General features: G+C 59.9%; 14 protein-coding genes. 9 read left to right on the top strand and 5 right to left on the bottom strand.

The features are described 5' to 3' along the window. Positions 1–137 precede the first annotated feature (137 nt). Entirely contained in the window at positions 138–1,478 is a 1,341-nt protein-coding gene (locus ACSQ87_RS21635) for a substrate-binding domain-containing protein (protein WP_436274347.1), read from the bottom strand. A 191-nt stretch (positions 1,479–1,669) separates the two neighbouring features. Further along, the gene (xthA, locus tag ACSQ87_RS21630; protein ID WP_095128964.1) at positions 1,670–2,482 is read right to left on the bottom strand and encodes an exodeoxyribonuclease III; all 813 of its coding nucleotides are present in this window, start codon (positions 2,480–2,482) and stop codon (positions 1,670–1,672) included. A 176-nt stretch (positions 2,483–2,658) separates the two neighbouring features. Between xthA and ACSQ87_RS21625 the strand changes: the two genes are divergently transcribed. From ACSQ87_RS21625 to ACSQ87_RS21595, 7 genes are all read left to right on the top strand, one after another. Further along, positions 2,659–3,309: a GNAT family N-acetyltransferase gene (locus ACSQ87_RS21625; protein ID WP_223432571.1), complete on the top strand. Its 651-nt coding sequence runs from the start codon at positions 2,659–2,661 to the stop codon at positions 3,307–3,309. 65 nt (positions 3,310–3,374) lie between these two features. Further along, entirely contained in the window at positions 3,375–5,102 is a 1,728-nt protein-coding gene (locus tag ACSQ87_RS21620) for an autotransporter assembly complex protein TamA (RefSeq protein ID WP_436274346.1), read from the top strand. Continuing rightward, positions 5,099–8,773 carry a translocation/assembly module TamB domain-containing protein gene (locus ACSQ87_RS21615; protein WP_436274345.1) on the top strand — a complete coding sequence of 1,225 codons (3,675 nt, stop codon included), beginning with the start codon at positions 5,099–5,101 and terminating at the stop codon, positions 8,771–8,773. Before ACSQ87_RS21620 ends, ACSQ87_RS21615 begins: the two co-directional genes overlap by 4 nt. Positions 8,774–9,048: 275 nt before the next feature. Then, positions 9,049–9,522 (top strand): MarR family winged helix-turn-helix transcriptional regulator, encoded by a 474-nt coding sequence (locus ACSQ87_RS21610; protein ID WP_008146086.1) that lies wholly within the window; start codon positions 9,049–9,051, stop codon positions 9,520–9,522. After that, a complete protein-coding gene (locus tag ACSQ87_RS21605) occupies positions 9,519–10,988 on the top strand; it encodes an efflux transporter outer membrane subunit (protein ID WP_436274344.1) in 1,470 nt (489 codons plus the stop codon). The genes ACSQ87_RS21610 and ACSQ87_RS21605 overlap by 4 nt, the downstream gene beginning before the upstream one ends. Before the next feature lie 15 nt (positions 10,989–11,003). After that, complete coding sequence (locus tag ACSQ87_RS21600) at positions 11,004–12,206, top strand: HlyD family secretion protein (RefSeq protein ID WP_436274343.1); 1,203 nt, start codon at positions 11,004–11,006, stop codon at positions 12,204–12,206. A 65-nt stretch (positions 12,207–12,271) separates the two neighbouring features. After that, positions 12,272–13,801, top strand: a complete 1,530-nt coding sequence (locus tag ACSQ87_RS21595) for a DHA2 family efflux MFS transporter permease subunit (RefSeq protein WP_095128971.1) — start codon at positions 12,272–12,274, stop codon at positions 13,799–13,801. A 123-nt stretch (positions 13,802–13,924) separates the two neighbouring features. Here the strand turns inward: ACSQ87_RS21595 and lpxH are convergent, their stop codons facing one another. Both lpxH and ACSQ87_RS21585 read right to left on the bottom strand, forming a co-directional pair. Further along, positions 13,925–14,677: a UDP-2,3-diacylglucosamine diphosphatase gene (lpxH, locus tag ACSQ87_RS21590; RefSeq protein ID WP_436274342.1), complete on the bottom strand. Its 753-nt coding sequence runs from the start codon at positions 14,675–14,677 to the stop codon at positions 13,925–13,927. Then, on the bottom strand, positions 14,674–15,177 hold the full coding sequence (locus ACSQ87_RS21585) for a peptidylprolyl isomerase (RefSeq protein ID WP_008146076.1): 504 nt from the start codon (positions 15,175–15,177) through the stop codon (positions 14,674–14,676). The genes lpxH and ACSQ87_RS21585 overlap by 4 nt, the downstream gene beginning before the upstream one ends. Positions 15,178–15,437: 260 nt before the next feature. On the opposite strand from ACSQ87_RS21585, the gene ACSQ87_RS21580 reads away from it, so the two are divergent. Both ACSQ87_RS21580 and cysS read left to right on the top strand, forming a co-directional pair. Then, positions 15,438–17,135, top strand: a complete 1,698-nt coding sequence (locus ACSQ87_RS21580) for a glutamine--tRNA ligase/YqeY domain fusion protein (RefSeq protein WP_095129097.1) — start codon at positions 15,438–15,440, stop codon at positions 17,133–17,135. Between the two features lie 15 nt (positions 17,136–17,150). Further along, on the top strand, positions 17,151–18,533 hold the full coding sequence (gene cysS, locus ACSQ87_RS21575) for a cysteine--tRNA ligase (RefSeq protein ID WP_223432578.1): 1,383 nt from the start codon (positions 17,151–17,153) through the stop codon (positions 18,531–18,533). Positions 18,534–18,809: 276 nt separating this feature from the next. Here the strand turns inward: cysS and ACSQ87_RS21570 are convergent, their stop codons facing one another. Further along, positions 18,810–20,645, bottom strand: coding sequence for a sigma-54-dependent Fis family transcriptional regulator (locus tag ACSQ87_RS21570; protein WP_436274341.1), 1,836 nt, complete (start codon positions 20,643–20,645; stop codon positions 18,810–18,812). Positions 20,646–20,998 lie beyond the last annotated feature (353 nt).

Raw genomic sequence — 20,998 nt, 5'->3', positions numbered from 1 at the left:
GCGAGGCTGCGTTCGGCTGCGCAGCAGTCGTAAAACCTGTATGTGCGGTCTCCCTGAAACACCGCATCGCCTGATTTCACGACTGCTGCGCAGCCGAACGCAGCCTCGCAAGCTCGACAGCTGCTACACACACACCGTCAATACACCCAAACCTCAACCCGCCGATTCTTGATTCGCCCCTCATCCGCGCTATTGGCCGCCACTGGCATCTCGGCGCCAAAACCACGAATCTCGCGAAACACCACGCCGCTTTTCACCAGTTCGCGCCGCACCGCCATGGCGCGCAGTTTCGACAGCAGATCGGCGCGCGCCGGATCACTTTTGGCGTCGCCAAACCCCACCAGCGTCACCTGCCGATTGGTCTTGTCACGCTGCTTTATATAGTCGAGCACCCGCCAAAGGTCCTGCCGGGCCTTGTTGTCCAGCGTCGCACTGCCTTCTTCGAAACGGAAATTCACCGTTAGTCGCTGGGCGTGACGGCTGAGCGCCTGATAACCCTCCGGCATCAGTGCATTCGGTGTGACGGTCATGGCCTGGATGGTCTGAGCTATAAAGCCATTGGCCGCGACAATCGCCTGACCCTTGCTGCTTTGGGCGAACGCCACCAGAGCTTCGGCCCAGGGATTTTTCCCATTGGGCGGCAGGTAAAAGAACAGCCGGCGCGACAGCGGATAGTCTTCCGTGGCAATCAGACTGTTGAGCGGCAACATGGCTTGGGATTGGCCGTCAGCAATCGCCACGGCTTTGGCCTGACGCACGTAAGGCAGGCCGATGAAGCCGATACCTTGCGGGTCGAGGCTGACCGCGTCGGACAATTGCTCGCTGGATTCGAACCGTTTCGCCGCGCTGCTCAGCGTTTTCCCACGACGGCTGAGGACCAGTTCCTTGAACGTGTCATAGGTGCCCGATTGGTCATCCCGCGCATAGAGATGAATCGTCCCACCGGTGCCGCCGAGTTCTTCCCAGGTTTTTGCCTCGCCGCTGAAGATTCGCGCCAGTTGTTCGGTGTTCAGTTCACTCAACGGATTTTGCGGATGAAGAATGATCGCCAGGCCATCGATGGCAATGACCTGCTCGGCGCCGGGGCTTTTAAAGTCGCCCAGGCGTGCAAGGTCTGTCCGTTCGCTGTCCTTGATCGGGCGCGAAGAGGCGGCGAGGTCGGCGGTGGCGGTTTTCAGGGCGGTGAAACCGGTGCTGGAACCGTGGGCCGCAATGTCCACCGCGACTCGGCGGCCTTGAACGGTTTCGCCGATCACGCGCAGTTCGTTGGCTTTGTCCGGGGCTTCGCTGTGAATCTTCAGCAGGCCCTGTTCGCGCATCAACCCCTCAACCAGCGCCGGGCCCAATGCCGCGCCAATGGTGTTGGAGCCCTGGATGCGCAGCACCGGACCAGACTCGGGCGTCGGCAAAGCGCCAGCCGAAGCCGTCAGCGGCAGCCAGGCGCACAGCATCAACAGGAACAACACGCGCAGCGTCATGCCGGCACCTTATAAGCCAAAGGAAGTGCCGGGAGAATAAGTCAGTAAGGTTTCTGAAAGATGACAGTTACTCAATGTGGGAGCGGGCTTGCTCGCGAAGGCGGTTTATCATTCACCATTGATGTCGACTGATGCGACGCCTTCGCGAGCAAGCCCGCTCCCACATTGGATTTGTGTAGTTCTTGTGGGGATCAGCTCAGTTCAAGCCAGATCGGCGCGTGATCCGACGGCTTTTCCATCCCGCGCAGTTCGTAATCCACCCCCGCATCCTTCACACGTGGCAACAACCCGTGGGACGCCATGATCAAGTCAATCCGCAGCCCACGCTTGGGCTCATCCTCAAAACCGCGGCTACGGTAATCGAACCAGCTGAAACGGTCGGCCACCTCCGGGTTCAAGTGACGGAAGCTGTCCACCAGGCCCCAGTTCTTCAAGCGGGCCATCCACTCGCGTTCTTCCGGCAAAAAGCTGCATTTACCGGTTTTCAGCCAGCGTTTCATGTTGTCCGGGCCGATACCGATGTCGCAGTCTTCCGGGGAAATGTTCACGTCGCCCATCACCACCACCGGCTGATCGTTGCTGAACTGGCTTTCCAGTAATTGCTGCAGATCGCTGTAGAAGCGTTCCTTGGCCGGGAACTTGGTCGGGTGATCGCGGCTTTCGCCCTGTGGGAAATAGCCGTTCATGATGGTCACCGGCACGCCATTGGCATCGGCGAATGTGCCCCAGATGAAGCGACGCTGAGCGTCTTCTTCATCGGTGGCGAAACCTTTGTGCAGCGCGATAGGTTCCTGACGCGAGAGCAGGGCGACGCCGTAGTGACCTTTTTGACCGTGGAAATACACGTGATAACCCAGCGCCTGAACCTCGGCCAGCGGGAATTGGTCGTCGTGTACCTTGGTTTCCTGCAGTCCGATCACATCTGGCTGATGCTTTTCGATCAGCGCCGCCAGCTGATGGGGGCGAGCGCGCAGCCCGTTGATGTTGAAGGAGACGATCTTCATGGTCGGCAGTCCTGGCAAAAGGGCGATGCTAGCTGACATGTAGGATCGGGGCCAGCGTGGCAGTAGTCCAAATGCGCTGCTAATGTCTGGGGGCGTGGGAACGATCGCGACTGCGCAAGGCTCGTACCAATAAGAACGAGGCCTTTTTGAGCCTCGCCCAGGGGAGATCTACCGTCATGCCCGAAACCTCGACCGTCATCGCCGATATTCACATGCTCGACAACGGCTATTCCCGCGAAGCACGTTCGCTGTTGTACCAGGCTTACCGGCATGAGCCGACGTTCGGCTACCTGTTCGAAGCGGAGCGTCCCGGTTATGAACAGCGGGTTCGTGCCACCGTGCGCGAGCTGGTCAAACAACATTTTCTTCAGGACTTGCCGGCCATCGGCCTGCTGGTCAACGACCGGTTGATCGGCATCGCGCTGATCGCGCCGCCGCAACGTCGCCTTGGCATCACTGAGAGTTGGGCCTGGCGCCTGCGCATGGTGCTCAGCACCGGGTTTCGCTGCACCCGACGCTATCTCGAGTATCACGATGCCGTGATGGCTTGCGTGCCGTCCGATTCGGTGCACCTGCTGCCGTTGCTGGGGGTTCATCCGCAATTTCAGGGCCAACACTTTGGCGAACAATTGCTGCAAGCGGTGCACAACTGGTGCGCGGTGGATGAACACTCCGAGGGCGTAATCCTCGATACCGGGAATCCTCGTTATCTGGAGTTCTATAAACGCCAGGGTTATGAGGAAATCGGTGAGGTCGCCGTAGGACCAATTCGCGAACACGTGTTTTTCCACGCCAATCCGCAGGTGTTACAAACAGCAACGGCATAAAGGTAGAACTTTCACGCCACGCCAGGCTCTATCACGCTCCCAAGCTCGTGATAGCATCCGCGCCTATGAAGTTTCCAGGAAGAATGACCAGCGGCGTGCTGATGCTGATTTCCAGCTGCGCGGCGCTGGCGCAAAGTGAATTGGATGTGCGGATCAAACCGTCCAACGATGAACTGAAAGCCAATATAGAGGGCTATATCGGCAGCCTCGGCGATCGTGACGAAGAAGCCTTACTGCGCTTCAGTCGCGGCGCCGAAGAACAGGCACGCAAGGCCGCCCAGGCCTTGGGTTATTACCAGCCGCAGATCGACTCGGATGTGAAGGGCGGCAAGACGCCTCGCCTGGTGCTGAACATCGATCCCGGCGAGCCGGTGCATTTGCGCAACGTCACTATTCGCATCGACGGCCCGGCCGCCTCCCTCAAATCCTTCCGTGTACCCAAAAGCAATGCGCTGAAAACCGGCGCCGCGCTCAACCATGGCCATTACGAAGACGCCAAGCGCCTGATTCAGAATCAGGCCTCGCGCTATGGTTTTTTCAGCGGTTACTTCAGCAGCCAGAAATTGTCGGTCGACCCGCGAGCCGGCGTTGCCGACATCGAACTGATCTACAACAGCGGCCCGCGTTATTCACTGGGCAAGGTCAGTTTCGAAGGTGACACGCCGTTCGACGAAGACCTGCTGCGGCGCATGGTGCCCTTCAAGGCGGGCGCGCCTTATGACTCCGAACTGATCGCCGAACTCAATCAGGCTATGCAATCGAGCGGCTATTTCGAAAGCGTGCGAGTGGATGCGGCGCCCACGGCGTCCAAGAACAACGTGATTCCGGTGGACGTCAAACTCGAAACCCGTAAACCACGGACCATGGGTCTGGGGTTGGGTTATTCCACCGACGTCGGCCCACGGATCAAGGCCAACTGGACCCGCCACTGGGTCAACCCTCAGGGGCACAGCTATGGCTGGGAGACCGAAGTTTCGGCGCCCCGGCAAAACGTCGGTGTGTTCTACGACATTCCACTGGACCCGCCGCTGACCGACAAACTGCGGTTCGCTGGCGGCTATCAGAACGAAGAAATTGCCGACAAGGACTCCCTGAGCAAACTGCTGACCATCGGCCCCGAGTGGCACAGCAAGTTGCCCAGTGGTTGGCAGCGGGTGTTGTCACTCAAGTGGCAGCGCGAGGAATACAGGCTCGGCGACGACTCGGGGCTCAGCACATTGCTGATGCCTGGCGTCAGCTATTCCTACCTTAAAAGTGACAACCGCATCGACCCGCACAACGGCTATCGCCTGGGATTCGAGACCAAAGTGGCCAAGGAAGGTTTGGGCTCCGACACCAACCTGATTTACGGCACCGCGCTGGTGAAAGGCTTGACCACGGTCTTCGATAAACACCGCTTCCTCGGTCGGGTGCAGGTCGGCGGCAGCGCCACCAACGGCTACAAATCGGTACCGCCATCGCTGCGCTTCTTCGCCGGTGGCGATCAGAGCGTGCGCGGCTACGACTACCAGAGCCTGTCCCCGGAGAACTCCGAGGGCGACCGCATCGGTGGCCGCTACATGGTTGCCGGCAGCGTCGAGTATCAGTACTCCATCGCCGAAAAATGGCGGGTCGCGACCTTCATCGATCAGGGCAACTCCTTCAATACCCTCGAACTGCCGGACCTCAAGACCGGTGTCGGTATCGGCGTGCGCTGGGTTTCTCCGGTGGGGCCGATACGCCTCGACCTGGCCCATGCGATGGACGACGACGGCGGGATTCGATTGCACTTTTCCATGGGGCCTGAGCTGTGAAGCGTGGTTTGAAAATAACGCTGCTGGCGATTCTGGCGCTGCTGATGCTGGTCGTCCTGACCGTGGCCACGGTGCTGGGCACGGCAACGGGCAGTCGCTGGGCGCTGGGGTTTGCGCCAGGTTTGACCGTCGAGAATTTCCAGGGTCGTTTGGGCGGACAGTGGAGTGCCGACCATGTGCTGTGGCAGCAGGACAGCAGTCGGGTTGAGCTGAACAAGGTGATTTTCGCCTGGTCACCGTTGTGCCTGACGCGCATGACCCTGTGCATCGAGCAATTGAAAGCCGATCAAATCAGCCTGCAATTCCCACCAGGCACAGAAGAAGAAAGCAGCGGGCCGATCAGTCTCCCGGATCTGAAGTTGCCCTTGGCTATCGAGCTGGGCGATGTCCAGGTCGGCAGCCTGATGTTCAACGGCAGCGAAGAACTCAAGGGCCTGCAACTGGCGGCGCACTGGACAGCCAACGGTTTGCAGATCGATTCTGTTTATTTGCAAAGGGATGACCTGAGCCTGAATCTTTCAGGCCTGCTGCAACCCAGCGGTAACTGGCCGCTCCAGGCCGAAGGCAAACTGACCCTGCCAGCCCCCGGCACCGGGCCTTGGACGCTGGCGCTGAAGGTCGACGGCGATCTGCTGAAAACCCTCAACCTGAAAGCCGACAGCAGTGGTTACCTCAACGGGCAATTGACCGGTGAACTGCAGCCGCTGGCGGAAAACCTGCCGGCCAAGGTGCGAATCACCGCCGACGGCTTCAAGCCTGGCGCTGATCTGCCGGACACCTTGCAACTCAACCAACTGGAACTCACCGGCGACGGCGACCTGAAAAACGGTTACCGGTTGCTTGGCAAAGCCACGTTGCCTGGCGAAAAAGGACCCGTCGCGTTGTTGCTGCAAGGCAAGGTCGACGCCAACGGCGCTCAGATCGCCGGGTTGGACCTTACAACCAACGACAAGCAAAGCCTGAAACTGACTGGCAACCTCGACTGGAGCAAAGGCCTGAGCTTTGATGCCAAAATCGACTGGCTGGATTTCCCGTGGCACAGCCTTTATCCACTGATCGACGAGCCCGAAGTGGCGTTGCGCAGTTTCAACGGTGAAGTCTCCTACACCGACGGTAAATACCTCGGCAGCTTCAAAGCCGCACTCGACGGCCCGGCCGGTGCGTTCAGCCTGACCAGCCCGTTCAGCGGCGACCTGACGAAAATCTACCTGCAACAAATTCAACTCGAAGCCGGGCAGGGCAAGGCCGAAGGGCACCTGAACCTGCAATTCGCCGATGGCATTGCCTGGGACACCGCGCTGGACCTGTCGGCAATCAACCCGGCGTACTGGGTCGCGGAGTTGCCGGGCACCCTGGCCGGACCGTTACGCAGTAAAGGCGAGATGAAGAATGAAAAACTCAGCCTGACCGCCGACCTCGATCTGAAAGGCAAACTGCGCGGCCAACCGGCAGTGATCCAGGCCAAAGCAGATGGCGGCGGCGAGCAATGGAACCTCAGCGCGCTGCAAATTCGCCTGGGCGACAACAGCATCAACGGCAAGGGCAACCTGCAACCGAAGCTTGCCGGCCAAATCGACATCAAGCTGCCGCGCCTGGCTCAGTTGTGGCCGCAACTGCGCGGTCAGCTCAATGGTCGCGTCGATGTCGCCGGGACGCTCAAGGCCCCGCAAGGCAAGCTCGGGCTGCAAGGCACGCAACTGGCCTTCGAAGACAATCGCCTGCAAAGCCTGAATCTGGACGCCACCCTCGACAGCGCGCAGCGCGCGAAGATCGACCTCAAGGGCAGCGGCATCCAGGCCGGTGAGACGTCACTGGGCACGCTGACCGCCAGTGGCCAGGGCGATATCAAAAACCAGAAACTCACCCTCGACCTGCAAGGACCGAAGCTGAAGCTCGCGCTCGGCCTCGACGGCAATCTGGACCAAGGCAATTGGCGTGGGCGCCTGGCCAGCGGCGATATCCAGGCCGGAGGGCAGGACTGGAAACTGCAAGGTCCGGCGAAGTTGGAGCGGCTGGCGGACGGCAAAATCAATTTTGGCGCCCACTGCTGGGCGTCCGGCCCAGCCAGCCTGTGCGGTGAGGATCAGCGCCTGATGCCTGAGCCGAAGCTGCGTTACCACCTCAAACAGTTCCCGATCGACAGCCTGGCGCAGTGGTTGCCCAAGGATTTCGCCTGGAAGGGCCGGCTCAACGCCGACCTGCAACTGGACCTGCCGGCCAGCGGCCCGAACGGCCAGATCAGCGTCGATGCCAGCGGCGGCACGTTGCGCATCAAGGAGAAGGACCAGTGGCTGGACTTCCCGTACCAGACCCTGAAACTCAACAGCAAACTCACGCCCAAGCGCATCGACACTGACCTCAACTTCGTCGGCGGCAAGCTCGGTGAGCTTATGCTCCAGGCGCAGATCAATCCGTTGCCGAAGGACAAGCCACTGACCGGCTCCTTCCGTTTGAATGGACTGGACCTGTCGGTCGCGCGGCCGTTTGTGCCGATGGTCGAGAAACTGACCGGGCGCTTGAATGGCAGCGGCACGCTCGCAGGCACGCTGCTGGCGCCGCAGGTCAACGGCAATCTGTTGCTCAGCGACGGCGAGATTTCCGGGCCTGAACTGCCGATGGACCTTGAAGCGCTGCAACTTCAAGCCGTGATCGCTGGCGAAACCGTGCAATTGAACGGCGGCTGGAAAAGCGGCAAGACCGGGCAGGGCACCTTGAGCGGCAACATCGCCTGGGGTCAGGCGTTGGTGGTTGATCTGGCGCTCAAAGGCACGCAATTGCCCGTCACCGTCGAGCCGTACGCCAAGCTGGAAGTGGCGCCGGACCTGAAGATTTCGGTGAAGGACGACAAACTGGCGATCACCGGCAAAGTGCTGGTGCCGAAAGGCGAGATCACCGTGCGCGAGTTGCCGCCATCGACGATCAAGGTGTCCGATGACACGGTGATCGTCGGTCAGCAGACCGAAGAGGGCAAACCACCGATGGCCATGGCGATGGACATCGATGTGGTGGTCGGTCAGGACAAACTCAGCTTCGCCGGGTTTGGCCTGACCGCCAACCTGCAAGGTCATGTGCACATCGGCGACAACATGGACACCCGCGGCGAGCTCTGGCTCAACGATGGGCGATACCGTGCCTACGGTCAGCGATTGACCGTGCGCCGGGCACGTTTGCTGTTTGCCGGCCCGATCGACCAGCCGTATCTGGACATCGAAGCAATCCGCCAGACCGACGACGTGATCGCCGGCATTCGCCTGAGCGGCAGCGCCGAGCAGCCGACCACACAGATTTTCTCCGAGCCGGCGATGAGCCAGGAACAGGCGTTGTCCTATCTGGTGTTGGGACGTCCGTTGAGCAGCAGCGGTGAGGACAACAACATGCTCGCCCAAGCGGCCCTTGGGTTGGGCTTGATGGGCAGTTCGGGGGTGACCAGCGGCTTGGCCAAGAACCTGGGGATTCAGGACTTCCAGCTCGACACCCAGGGCAGCGGCAACGCCACCAGCGTGGTGGCCAGCGGCAATATCTCCGAGAAGCTCAGCCTGCGTTATGGCGTTGGCGTGTTCGAGCCGGCCAACACCATCGCCTTGCGTTACAAACTGAGCAAGAAGGTCTACCTCGAAGCGGCGGGCGGCGTGGCCAGTTCGCTGGACATCTTCTACAAGCGGGATTTCTAAACTCCCGCGCGGTCCCCTGTGGCGAGGGGGTTTACCCCCGTTCGGCTGCGCAGCAGTCGTCGCTTTTAGATTCGCAGGGTTTCAGAAGGAATGAAGTTGCAGGTTTTGGGGCCGCTGCGCGGCCCAACGGGGGTAAACCCCCTCGCCACAGGGGATTTGTGAAACGCCATTTATCGCTCAAATACAAAGCAACCTAACTATTACGTTGACATTCGCTGCCTAGGCAGTAACATCTCGACATACATTCTCTGCCTAGGCAGCTAATTGGTGGTCAGATGAAACATTTCACCCCAGACGAATTCCACACTTGCCATCTAGGCCTCCTGCTCGGGCGCGCCGCGCTGCTCAAGGACCGGATCATCGACACGCACATGGAACCCCACGGCATCACCGCCGCGCAGTTCAAAGTGCTGATCATCATGGCCCAGTTCGGCGTCGATACCCCGGCCGAGCTGTGCCGTCACCTGTCGCTGGATAGCGGATCGATGACCCGCATGCTCGACCGTCTGGAACAGAAAGGCTTCCTCGCCCGCCAACGCTCCGAAGCGGATCGCCGTCAGGTTCAGCTGGTGCTGACCGAGCAAGGCCAGCAGTTGACTGACCGCCTGCCAGAGATCGGCGCCGACGCCATGAATGAACTGGCCGGCGCGATCACCCCCGAGGAGTTGCAGACCCTCGAACAGATCCTGAAGAAAATTTTGGTGGCAGCCGGTGACTCGATCACCCTGCTGCGGGTAGGTGACAAATGAGCAGTAAAACCTTGCGTGCCGGCCTGAGCCTGGTGCTGGCGGCCATGACCCTGGCCGGTTGTGCCAGCTACAGCGGCCTGACCACCGAAGGCAAAAGCCTGGAGGCGAAAAACCTCAAGGCCGGGCAATCCCTCAGCGGCGTGACCCTGTCGCCCGCGGCCTGGCCGAAAAGCGACTGGTGGAAAAGCCTCGGCGACCCACAGCTCGATGGCCTGATCCGCGAAGCCCTGCACGACAGCCCCGACATGCAAATCGCCGACGCCCGCGCTCACCAGGCCAACGCCGCCGCTTATGCAGCGGATGCCGCACGCATGCCGACCCTCGATGCCAGCGCTGGCGTCAGCCGTTCGCGTCTGGCCCGGGATCAGGACCCGAGCGGGCAGGGCGGGACTTACTCCACCGTTCGTAACCTTGGCGCCAGTTTCAATTACAACTTCGACCTCTGGGGCGGTCAGCGTGATGCCTGGGAAGCCGCACTGGGCCAGGCCCGTGCTGCCGAAGTCGATCAACAGGCCGCTCAGTTGACCTTGTCCGCCGACGTCGCTCGCGCCTACAGCGATCTGGGTCAGGCACACATCGTCTATGACCTGGCCAGTGAAGACCTCAAGCGCACCAGGCAAATGCTCGACCAGAGCCAGCGTCGCCTGAGCTCGGGGATCGACAGTCAGTACCAGTTCCAGCAAACCGAAAGTCTGGAAGCTACCTCCGAAGCCAGCCTGATCGACGCCGAAAAACGCCTGCAAAGCGCGAAAATCGCCTTGGCCGTCTTGCTCGGTAAAGGCCCGGATCGCGGCAATGAAATCGCCCGGCCGAAGATCCTTCAGGCCAGCGCTGTAGCGTTGCCATCGGTGCTGCCGGCCGAGTTACTCGGTCGGCGTCCAGACCTGGTGGCCGCCCGTTGGCGGGTCGAGGCGGCGAGCAAGAACATCGACGCCGGCAAAACCCGGTTTTACCCCAACCTCAACCTGAGCGCCGCAGCCGGGGCCGAGTCGTTGCTGGGCGATGCGATGTTCGGTTCGGCCAGTCGTTTCTTCAACATTGCGCCGACGATTTCGGTGCCGATTTTCGACGGTGGCCGCCTGCGCGCCGACCTCGATTCCCGCGACGCCGATTACGACCTCGCGGTGGCGCAGTACAACAAAAGCCTGGTGAAAGCCCTGGGTGATGTCAGCGACACCCTCAACCAGTTGCGCGATATCGGCCGGCAGATCGGTGCACAGCAGCACGCCACCGACATTGCCCAGGATTCTTACAACACCGTGGTCCAGCGGTACGGTTCCGGCATCGGGAATTACCTGGACGTGCTCAGCATCGAGCAGCAATTGCTCCAGGCCCAGCGTCAGCTGGCCAACCTGAATGCCGAGCAGATCGACCTGTCGATCCAACTGATGCAGGCGCTGGGCGGCGGCTTCCAGGGCGAGACCCTGACCGCAGCCAACGCAACCCCAGCCACGCAGCACAACTAATTCAAGGTATTCGTCATGGCCACTGCCGATAAAACCCAATCCCCTGACAACACTCAAGACACCAGCAATTCGCGCAAACGCAAAGTCATGCTGGTAGTGCTCGCGATCGTGGTGATCCTCGCCGGTGTCGGCGTCTGGGGGTATCACGAATTCTACGGGCGCTGGAACGAAAGCACCGACGACGCCTATGTGAACGGCAACGTGGTGGAAATCACTCCGTTGGTCACTGGTACCGTGGTCAGCATTGGCGCCGACGATGGCGACCTGGTTCACGAAGGCCAAGTGCTGATCAACTTCGACCCGAACGACGCCGAAGTCGGTCTGCAAAGTGCCCAGGCCAATCTGGCCCGCACCGTGCGTCAGGTTCGCGGTTTGTACAGCAACGTCGACGGCATGAAAGCCCAGGTCAACGCCCAACAGGCTGAAGTGCAAAAGGCTCAGGACAACTTCAATCGCCGGAAAAACCTCGCCGCTGGCGGCGCGATTTCCCAGGAAGAACTGTCCCACGCTCGCGACGACCTGACCTCGGCGCAAAACGCCTTGGCCAACGCCAAACAGCAACTGAAAACCACCAGCGCGCTGGTCGATGACACCGTGGTGTCGTCGCACCCGGACGTGATGTCTGCTGCCGCGCAATTGCGTCAGGCTTACTTGAACAACTCCCGCAGCACCTTGATCGCACCGGTCACCGGTTATGTCGCCAAGCGTTCCGTGCAACTGGGCCAACGCGTCCAGCCGGGCACGGCGCTGATGGCGGTCATTCCGCTGGATCAGCTGTGGATTGACGCCAACTTCAAGGAAACCCAGCTGCGTGACATGCGCATCGGGCAGCCGGTAGACATTGAAGCCGACCTCTATGGCAGCGATGTGAAGTTCAGCGGCACCATCGACAGCCTCGGCGCCGGTACCGGCAGCGCGTTTGCCTTGTTGCCGGCGCAGAACGCTACCGGTAACTGGATCAAGATCGTCCAGCGGGTGCCGGTGCGGATTCACATCAACGCCGAAGAACTGGCCAAGCACCCGTTGCGGGTCGGCCTGTCGACCCAGGTCGATGTGAACCTGCGTGACCAAAGCGGCCCGGTGCTGGCACAACAACCGCCGCAAAAGGCCTCGTTCAGCACCAATGTGTATGACCGTCAGTTGGCCGAGGCCGACGCGATGATCACTCAGTTGATCCACGACAACAGCGCTGCGGTCAGCAAAACCGTTCAACGCTGATTCGCCAATCCCTCAGCGGCGCCCATTGAAAGGCGCCGCGCCAGCCGAGTTCCAAAGGATTCGCGATGAGCAATAACGCGTCTTTCACGCCGCCCAGCCTGCTGCTCAGCACCATCGGCTTGTCGCTGGCGACCTTCATGCAAGTGCTCGACACCACCATCGCCAACGTGGCGCTGCCGACGATTTCCGGCAACCTGGGCGTGAGTTCGGAGCAGGGCACTTGGGTGATTACCTCGTTCGCCGTGAGCAACGCCATCGCGCTGCCGCTGACCGGTTGGCTCAGCCGACGGTTTGGCGAGGTGAAGCTGTTTCTCTGGGCGACGATTCTGTTCGTGCTGGCTTCGTTTCTGTGCGGTATCTCGACCTCGATGCCGGAGCTGATTGGCTTTCGGGTGCTTCAAGGTCTGGTGGCAGGCCCGTTGTACCCGATGACTCAAACGTTGCTGATTGCCGTCTATCCGCCCGCCAGGCGCGGCATGGCCCTGGCGTTGCTGGCGATGGTCACAGTGGTGGCGCCGATTGCCGGCCCCATCCTCGGCGGCTGGATTACCGACAGCTATAGCTGGCCGTGGATCTTCTTTATCAACGTGCCGATCGGTGTTTTCGCGGTGATGGTGGTGCGCCAGCAACTCAAGGCGCGGCCAGTGGAAACCAGCTACCAGCCGATGGATTACGTCGGTTTGATCACCCTGATCATTGGCGTCGGCGCGTTGCAGGTGATCCTCGACAAAGGTAACGACCTGGATTGGTTCGAATCGAACTTCATCCTCATCGGCGCGGCCATTTCAGTGATAGCGCTGGCGGTGTTCGTGATCTGGGAAATGACCGACAAACACCCGGTGGTCAATCTGCGGCTGTTCGCTTACCGCAACTTCCGCATCGGCACGATTGTGCTGGTGTTGGGGTACGCCGGGTTCTTCGGGATCAACCTGATCCTGCCGCAATGGCTGCAAACCCAGATGGGTTACACGGCGACCTGGGCGGGGCTGGCGGTGGCGCCGATCGGGATTCTGCCAGTGCTGATGTCGCCGTTTGTCGGCAAATACGCACATAAATTCGACCTGCGGCTGCTGGCAGGTCTGGCGTTCCTGGCAATTGGCCTGAGCTGCTTCATGCGTGCCGGGTTTACCAACGAAGTGGACTTCCAGCACATCGCCCTGGTGCAGCTGTTCATGGGGATTGGCGTGGCGCTGTTTTTCATGCCGACCTTGAGCATTCTGATGTCGGACCTGCCACCGAGCCAGATCGCCGACGGCGCGGGCCTGGCGACGTTCCTGCGGACCTTGGGTGGTAGCTTTGCGGCCTCGCTGACGACCTGGATCTGGATTCGCCGGGCAGATCAACACCACGCCTATATGAGCGAAAGCATCAGCACCTATGAGCCGGCTACCCGCGAGGCGCTGAACAGCCTGGGCGGGGCGAGCAATCCGGCGTATGCGCAACTGGATCATGTGCTGACCAGTCAGGCGTACATGCTCTCCACCGTGGATTACTTCACGTTGCTGGGGTGGGCATTCATGGGCTTGATTGTGCTGGTATGGCTGGCGAAACCGCCGTTTGCCGCTAAAGCAGGCCCGGCCGCCAGCGGTCACTGATCAGAAATGCGATCAATGTGGGAGCGGGCTTGCTCGCGAATGCGGAGTGTCATTCAGCATTGATGTGTCTGATACACCGCTTTCGCGAGCAAGCCCGCTCCCACAGGGGTTTTGTGTTCTGCATTAGATGGCGGGTGCTGCAAGCTGTGGCGGCGGGGCGAAGTCGAACGGGGCAAGCGCAAACCCGCTTTCATCTACCTGCAACGCCCACCCTTGACGATCCCAATCCCCCAGCACAATGCGCTTGGCCGCTTGCTCGCCAATCTGCAACTTGTGAATGGCCGGACGATGGGTATGCCCATGGATCAGCGTTTTCACGCCAAAGGCCTGCATGATCCGCGGCACTTCTTCCGGCGTGACATCAACAATGTCATTGGCCTTCATCCGCGTTTGCGCGCGGCTTTCACTGCGCAGTTTGCGCGCCAGTTTATGGCGAGTCCGCAATGGCAAGTGCCGCAGGATGAACAGGGTGATTGGGTTTCGTAGATAGCGACGCAGCTTCATATAAGCCTCGTCGCGAGTGCAGAGGCTGTCGCCGTGCATCAATAGCACCGGCTCACCGTAAAACTGCACGACACTCGGGTCTTTCAACAACGTGCAGCCGGCCTGTTTGCAAAAAGCCTGGCCGAGCATGAAGTCGCGATTGCCGTGCATCAGAAAAATGGCCGTGCCGCTGTCGCTGAGTTCGCGCAGGGCCTGGCAGATGGAACGCTGGAACGGCGTCATGGCATCGTCGCCAATCCACGCCTCGAAAAAGTCGCCCAGGATGTACAACGCACTCGCCGAGCGGGCGCGTCCGGCGAGCAAATCCAGAAACGCCCGGCTGATGTCCGGGCGCTCCTCTTCCAGATGCAAGTCTGAAATCAGCAGTATCACTCAATGATCTCGGCTTTCTCGATGATCACGTCTTCTGCTGGTACGTCCTGGTGGCCGGACTTCATGGTGGTGGAAACACCTTTGATCTTGTCCACTACGTCGGTGCCTTCAACGACTTTGGCGAATACCGCGTAGCCCCAGCCCTGAGTGGTCTTGGCGCTGTGGTTCAGGAAGCTGTTGTCAGCCACGTTGATGAAGAACTGGGCGGAAGCCGAATGCGGCTCCATGGTGCGGGCCATGGCGACGGTGTACTTCTCGTTCGGCAGGCCGTTGTCGGCTTCGTTCTGGATGCTTGGGCGCTTGTCTTTCTTTTCTTTCATGCCTGGCTCGAAACCGCCGCCCTGGATCATGAAGTTACCGATGACGCGGTGGAAAACAGTGTTTTCGTAGTGACCGGCTTTGACGTACTCGATGAAGTTGGCCACGGTGATCGGGGCTTTTTCAGCGTTCAGTTCCAGGACGATGTCGCCATGGTTGGTGGTCAGTTTGACTTGGGTCATGATCGGTACTCTTTCAATGAATTCGTGGGTTTCGGGGCTTTGCAGCCCTCAACCGGTCCGGCCAATTTTGGCCAAGGTGCGCAGTTTAGCGTGCCGGGCGCGAATTTCGAGGCTGTTTTTCATTTGCATCCGATTAAATGCAGCCGTTTTCGGGCCTGCTCTGTCAGCGACTTGACGGCATCGGCTATGATAAGCCCCTTTGTTTTAACCGCCGCTTTGATTTGGCCAACTGGCCGCGCACTTGTACGTTCAAGGATCCTATGAGCAAGCCCACTGTCGACCCTACCTCGAATTCCAAGACCGGCCCTGCCGTGCCGGTCAATTTCCTGCGCCCGATCATCCAGGCGGACCTGGACTCGGGTAAGCACACGCAGATCGTCACCCGTTTCCCGCCTGAGCCCAACGGCTACCTGCACATCGGTCACGCCAAGTCGATTTGCGTGAACTTCGGCCTGGCCCAGGAATTTGGCGGCGTCACGCACCTGCGTTTCGACGACACCAACCCGGCCAAGGAAGACCAGGAATACATCGACGCGATCGAAAGCGACGTCAAATGGCTGGGCTTCGAATGGTCCGGTGAAGTGCGCTATGCCTCGCAGTATTTCGACCAGTTGCACGATTGGGCCGTTGAGCTGATCAAGGCCGGCAAAGCCTACGTCGATGACCTGAGCCCTGAACAGGCCAAGGAATACCGTGGCAGCCTGACCGAGCCGGGCAAGAACAGCCCGTTCCGCGATCGTTCCGTGGAAGAGAACCTGGACTGGTTCGCCCGCATGAAGGCCGGTGAATTCAAGGACGGCGCACGCGTGTTGCGGGCCAAGATCGACATGGCCTCGCCGAACATGAACCTGCGCGACCCGATCATGTATCGCATCCGTCACGCTCACCACCACCAGACCGGTGACAAGTGGTGCATCTACCCGAACTACGACTTCACCCACGGTCAGTCGGACGCCATCGAAGGCATCACCCACTCGATCTGCACCCTGGAGTTCGAAAGCCATCGTCCGCTGTACGAGTGGTTCCTCGAGAACCTGCCCGTGCCGGCGCAGCCGCGTCAGTACGAATTCAGCCGTCTGAACCTGAACTACACGATCACCAGCAAGCGCAAGCTCAAGCAACTGGTCGATGAAAAACACGTTCATGGCTGGGACGACCCGCGCATGTCCACGCTGTCCGGCTTCCGCCGTCGTGGTTACACGCCGAAATCGATCCGCAACTTCTGCGAAATGATCGGCACCAACCGCTCCGACGGCGTGGTCGACTTCGGCATGCTCGAATTCAGCATCCGTGACGACCTCGACCACAGCGCCCCGCGCGCCATGTGCGTGCTGCGTCCGCTGAAAGTCGTGATCACCAACTACCCGGAAGGTCAGGTCGAAAACCTCGAATTGGCGTGCCACCCGAAAGAAGACATGGGCGTGCGCGTTCTGCCGTTCGCCCGTGAGATCTACATCGACCGTGAAGACTTCATGGAAGAGCCGCCAAAAGGCTACAAACGCCTGGAACCTGCTGGCGAAGTGCGTCTGCGCGGCAGCTACGTGATTCGCGCCGACGAAGCGATCAAGGACGCCGATGGCAACATCGTCGAACTGCGTTGCTCGTACGACCCGGAAACCCTGGGCAAGAACCCTGAAGGCCGCAAGGTCAAAGGCGTGGTTCACTGGGTGCCGGCCGCGGCCAGCGTCGAGTGCGAAGTACGTCTGTACGATCGCCTGTTCCGCTCGGCCAACCCTGAGAAGGCCGAAGACAGCGCCAGTTTCCTGGACAACATCAACCCTGACTCGCTGCAAGTCCTCACCGGTTGTCGTGCCGAGCCTTCGCTTGGCAATGCACAGCCGGAAGACCGTTTCCAGTTCGAGCGCGAAGGATACTTCTGCGCGGATATCAAGGACTCGAAACCCGGTCATCCGGTGTTCAACCGTACCGTGACCTTGCGTGATTCGTGGGGCCAGTGATTCAAGGAAACTAAAGTGCTTACGATCTACAACACGCTCACCAAGAGCAAAGAAGTCTTCAAGCCGCTGGATGGCAACAATGTGCGCATGTACGTCTGCGGGATGACCGTGTACGACTACTGCCACATTGGCCATGGCCGCAGCATGGTCGCGTTCGACCTGGTGACCCGCTGGTTGCGGTTCAGCGGTTACAACCTGACTTATGTGCGCAATATCACCGACATTGAAGACAAGATCATCAATCGGGCCAAGGAGAACGGCGAGCCGTTCGACGTGCTGACCGAGCGCATGATCACCGCGATGCACGAGGACGAGGCGCGCCTCAATATCCTCAAGCCGGACATGGAACCGCGGGCCACCGATCACATCGATGGCATGCAGACCATGATCCAGACCTTGATCGACAAGGGCTACGCCTACGCCCCGGGCAATGGCGACGTGTACTACCGCGTCGCCAAGTTCATGGGCTACGGCAAGCTGTCGCGCAAGAAAATCGAAGACCTGCGCATCGGTGCGCGGATCGAAGTCGACGAGTCCAAGCAGGACCCGCTGGACTTCGTGCTGTGGAAAGGCGCCAAGCCGGGCGAACCGAGCTGGCCTTCGCCTTGGGGCGACGGTCGGCCGGGCTGGCACATCGAGTGCTCGGTGATGTCCACCTGCTGCCTCGGCGAGACCTTCGACATTCATGGCGGCGGCAGCGACCTCGAGTTCCCGCACCACGAAAACGAAATCGCCCAGAGTGAAGCGGCCACCGGCAAGACCTACGCCAACGCGTGGATGCATTGCGGCATGATTCGCATCAATGGCGAGAAGATGTCCAAGTCCTTGAACAACTTCTTCACCATTCGCGACGTGCTGGAAAAGTACCACCCGGAAGTCGTGCGTTACCTGCTGGTGTCGAGCCACTACCGCAGCGCAATCAACTATTCGGAAGACAACCTCAAGGACGCCAAAGGCGCACTCGAGCGTTTCTACCATGCGTTGAAAGGCCTGCCGAGCGTGGCACCTGCTGGCGGCGAAGCTTTTGTCGAGCGTTTCACTCAGGTGATGAACGACGACTTCGGCACGCCGGAAGCCTGCGCGGTGCTGTTCGAGATGGTTCGCGAGATCAACCGTCTGCGCGAGAGCGATCTCGATGCGGCGGCGGGTCTGGCGGCGCGCTTGAAGGAATTGGCCAGCGTGCTGGGTGTGTTGCAGCTCGAAGCTGATGACTTCCTGCAGGCCGGTGCCGAAGGGCGGGTTGATGCGGCTGAGGTTGATGCGCTGATTGCCGCGCGTCTGGCGGCTCGTGCCGGTAAAGACTGGGCCGAATCCGACCGTATCCGCGACCAGCTCACCGCCATGGGCGTGGTGCTGGAAGACGGGAAGGGTGGGACGACCTGGCGTCTGGCTGACTGATTGCTGAAATTGCTATAAAACAAATCCCGCCTTGTGCGGGTTTTTGTTTATGGTTTGTCCGCGAGTGCAGCGGCATCCTGAGATTCCCCCCTCACCCTAACCCTCTCCCCCAGGAGAGGGGACTGATTGGGGGATGTTCGGCATATTTTGCGACCTGAAAGTCTTGTAGTGAATCCATTATCGACTCGGTTTTTCAGGTCGATGTATGACGCCAGACACCTCGGTCGGCTCCCTCTCCCCCTGGGAGAGGGCTGGGGTGAGGGTAGTCTGGCTCACTCAATCTCCAAGTTGTCGCAACCGTTTATAAAGGGTATTTCGGCTAACCCCGAGCCTGCGGGCCAAATGGGAGATATTCCCCCCGGCCGCCTGCAACTGCCGATTCAAATCCTCGGCATCATTCAAATCCACCGCCAACGGCTCCGGTAAATCCACCGGCTCCATCTCCAGATCAACAAAAAAATCATCCGGCAAATGCTCCGGCCGCACCGGCTGCTCCTCGGCCATGGCCAGGGCTACCTGCATCACGCTGCTGACCTGTCTTAGATTCCCCGGCCACGGATGACGGCTGAACAACTCCAGCACCTCTCTGCTCAGTCCGGCCCACTGGCTCGGTTCGCGGTGCTGTTCCCACAGACGTTTGAACAAGGCCTCTTTATCACTGCGTTCTCTTAACGGCGGCAGTTCCAGGGTCAAACCACCAATCCGGTAATACAAATCCTCACGAAACCGCCCCAACTGCACCTGTTCGCGCAATGAGCGGTTGGTCGCGGAAATAATCCGTATATCCACAGGGAACAACTCGCTGCTGCCCACCGGTTGCACGCAACGCTCCTGCAACACTCGCAGCAGTCGAGCCTGAGTCGGCAACGGCATATCGCCGATTTCATCGAGGAACAGGGTGCCTTTGTCGGCCTTGCGGATCAGCCCGATGCTGCCTTTCTGGTTGGCACCGGTGAACGCGCCTTTCTCGTAGCCAAACAGCTCAGACTCCACCAGTTCGGCGGGGATCGCTGCACAGTTGACGGCAATGAAGGGCTTTTTGCTCCGGGAACTGGCTTGATGCAGGGCTTTGACGAAGACTTCCTTGCCGACCCCGGTTTCGCCGTGGATCAACAACGGAATGTCTTTTTCCAGCAACCGCTCTGCCTGGCGCACGGCTTTTTCCACGCGGCTGTCACCGAAATGCAGGGTATTGAGGCTGATCGCTTCGGACGCTGCCACCACCGGCTCGGCAAAGACGCGCGGCTGAATGGGCACTTGTTTCGGCCGTTTTAACAGGCATTGAAAACGGTTGCGCCCCGAGGTTTGCAAGGCGAAGGGCAGGCCATCCGGTTGGTTCAGCAACTCCAGCAGTGAGACTTTGAACAGGCTTTCGACGCTGCCCCGCGACAGGCTGATGCCCAGCAGATTGTCGGCCCGGCGGTTGGCGGACAGCACCTGACCGGTTTCATCAAAGATCAGCAGCCCGGCCCATTGGCTGTCGAGGTTGTTCAGCCCGGTGTTGAAAGTCAGCTGGAAATGCTGGCCATGGAACAGGTTGAGGATCAGCCGGTTTTCCACGGTCTGACTCATCATCTTGACCATGCCAAGCGTGTGGGACGGCGGCAGGTAACTGTCGCTGGACACATCCAGCACCGCGATGACCTTGCGTTCGGCATCGAAAATCGGTGCGGCAGAACCGGTCATGAATCGATTGGCCTTGAGGAAATGTTCATCGTGTTCGATGTGCACCGCCTGCTCGCAGGCCAGCGCGGTGCCGATCGCGTTGGTGCCGCTGCAGCGTTCCATCCAGCTGGCGCCGGCGCTGAAACCGCGGGTCAGGTTCGGCTCGATAAAACGCTGGGTACCCCAGGACGTCAGCACCTGGCCCTGATTGTCGGCGAGCATGATCAGGCAGTTGGAGTTGCTGAGGATGTTCTCGTAGTACGGCAGGACTTCCTGGTGAGTGGTTTGCACCAGTGAGTGCTGGCTCTCCAGCAATTGCGCAATGCCCTCGGCCGGCAACTGATCGAACGCCGGGGTGCTCTGATGATTGAGGCCGAACGCGCGGCAACGGGACCAGGAGTCCTGGATGATGGCGTCGTGGGAGAGCGGCAAGGCGGGTGCGGCCATGGCAGTCGATCTCTGAGCATTATTATTTTTGTTATGAGTAACGCGATCCTGTAGCAGCTGGCGAAGCCTGCGTTCGGCGACGCAGTCGTCGTAAAACCTGTATACGCGGTCTTCCTGATACACCGCGACACCTGATATCACGACGACTGCGTCGCCGAACGCAGGCTTCGCCAGCTGCTACAAGGGCGTGCGCGATTCAGAATTTCCCGCAGTAAAAACATCCGTAGAGTGTTGTTCACTATTGTTCATTGTCAACCACCGGATTGTTCAATTGTTCAGTCGCGGTTGTTCATTTCTGTTCAGCAACGAACGCTGTTTTTCTTTCACTTGAAGGATTCTCAAGCCGGATCAAC

This window comes from Pseudomonas sp. LjRoot277 (assembly GCF_964253845.1).
In the GTDB taxonomy this organism is placed as follows: domain Bacteria; phylum Pseudomonadota; class Gammaproteobacteria; order Pseudomonadales; family Pseudomonadaceae; genus Aquipseudomonas.
Note: the sequence above shows the minus strand (reverse complement) of the source record. Positions and strands in the feature narration are given on the sequence as shown.

What these genes read in the sequence shown, in the direction of transcription:
- ACSQ87_RS21600 (WP_436274343.1), top strand. Translation starts at nt 11,004, where the DNA reads ATGGCCACTGCCGATAAAACCCAATCCCCTGACAACACTCAAGACACC.
- ACSQ87_RS21595 (WP_095128971.1), top strand. Translation starts at nt 12,272, where the DNA reads ATGAGCAATAACGCGTCTTTCACGCCGCCCAGCCTGCTGCTCAGCACC.
- ACSQ87_RS21620 (WP_436274346.1), top strand. Translation starts at nt 3,375, where the DNA reads ATGAAGTTTCCAGGAAGAATGACCAGCGGCGTGCTGATGCTGATTTCC.
- xthA (WP_095128964.1), bottom strand. Translation starts at nt 2,482, where the DNA reads ATGAAGATCGTCTCCTTCAACATCAACGGGCTGCGCGCTCGCCCCCAT.
- ACSQ87_RS21625 (WP_223432571.1), top strand. Translation starts at nt 2,659, where the DNA reads ATGCCCGAAACCTCGACCGTCATCGCCGATATTCACATGCTCGACAAC.
- ACSQ87_RS21585 (WP_008146076.1), bottom strand. Translation starts at nt 15,177, where the DNA reads ATGACCCAAGTCAAACTGACCACCAACCATGGCGACATCGTCCTGGAA.
- ACSQ87_RS21610 (WP_008146086.1), top strand. Translation starts at nt 9,049, where the DNA reads ATGAAACATTTCACCCCAGACGAATTCCACACTTGCCATCTAGGCCTC.
- ACSQ87_RS21570 (WP_436274341.1), bottom strand. Translation starts at nt 20,645, where the DNA reads ATGGCCGCACCCGCCTTGCCGCTCTCCCACGACGCCATCATCCAGGAC.
- ACSQ87_RS21635 (WP_436274347.1), bottom strand. Translation starts at nt 1,478, where the DNA reads ATGACGCTGCGCGTGTTGTTCCTGTTGATGCTGTGCGCCTGGCTGCCG.
- ACSQ87_RS21580 (WP_095129097.1), top strand. Translation starts at nt 15,438, where the DNA reads ATGAGCAAGCCCACTGTCGACCCTACCTCGAATTCCAAGACCGGCCCT.
- ACSQ87_RS21605 (WP_436274344.1), top strand. Translation starts at nt 9,519, where the DNA reads ATGAGCAGTAAAACCTTGCGTGCCGGCCTGAGCCTGGTGCTGGCGGCC.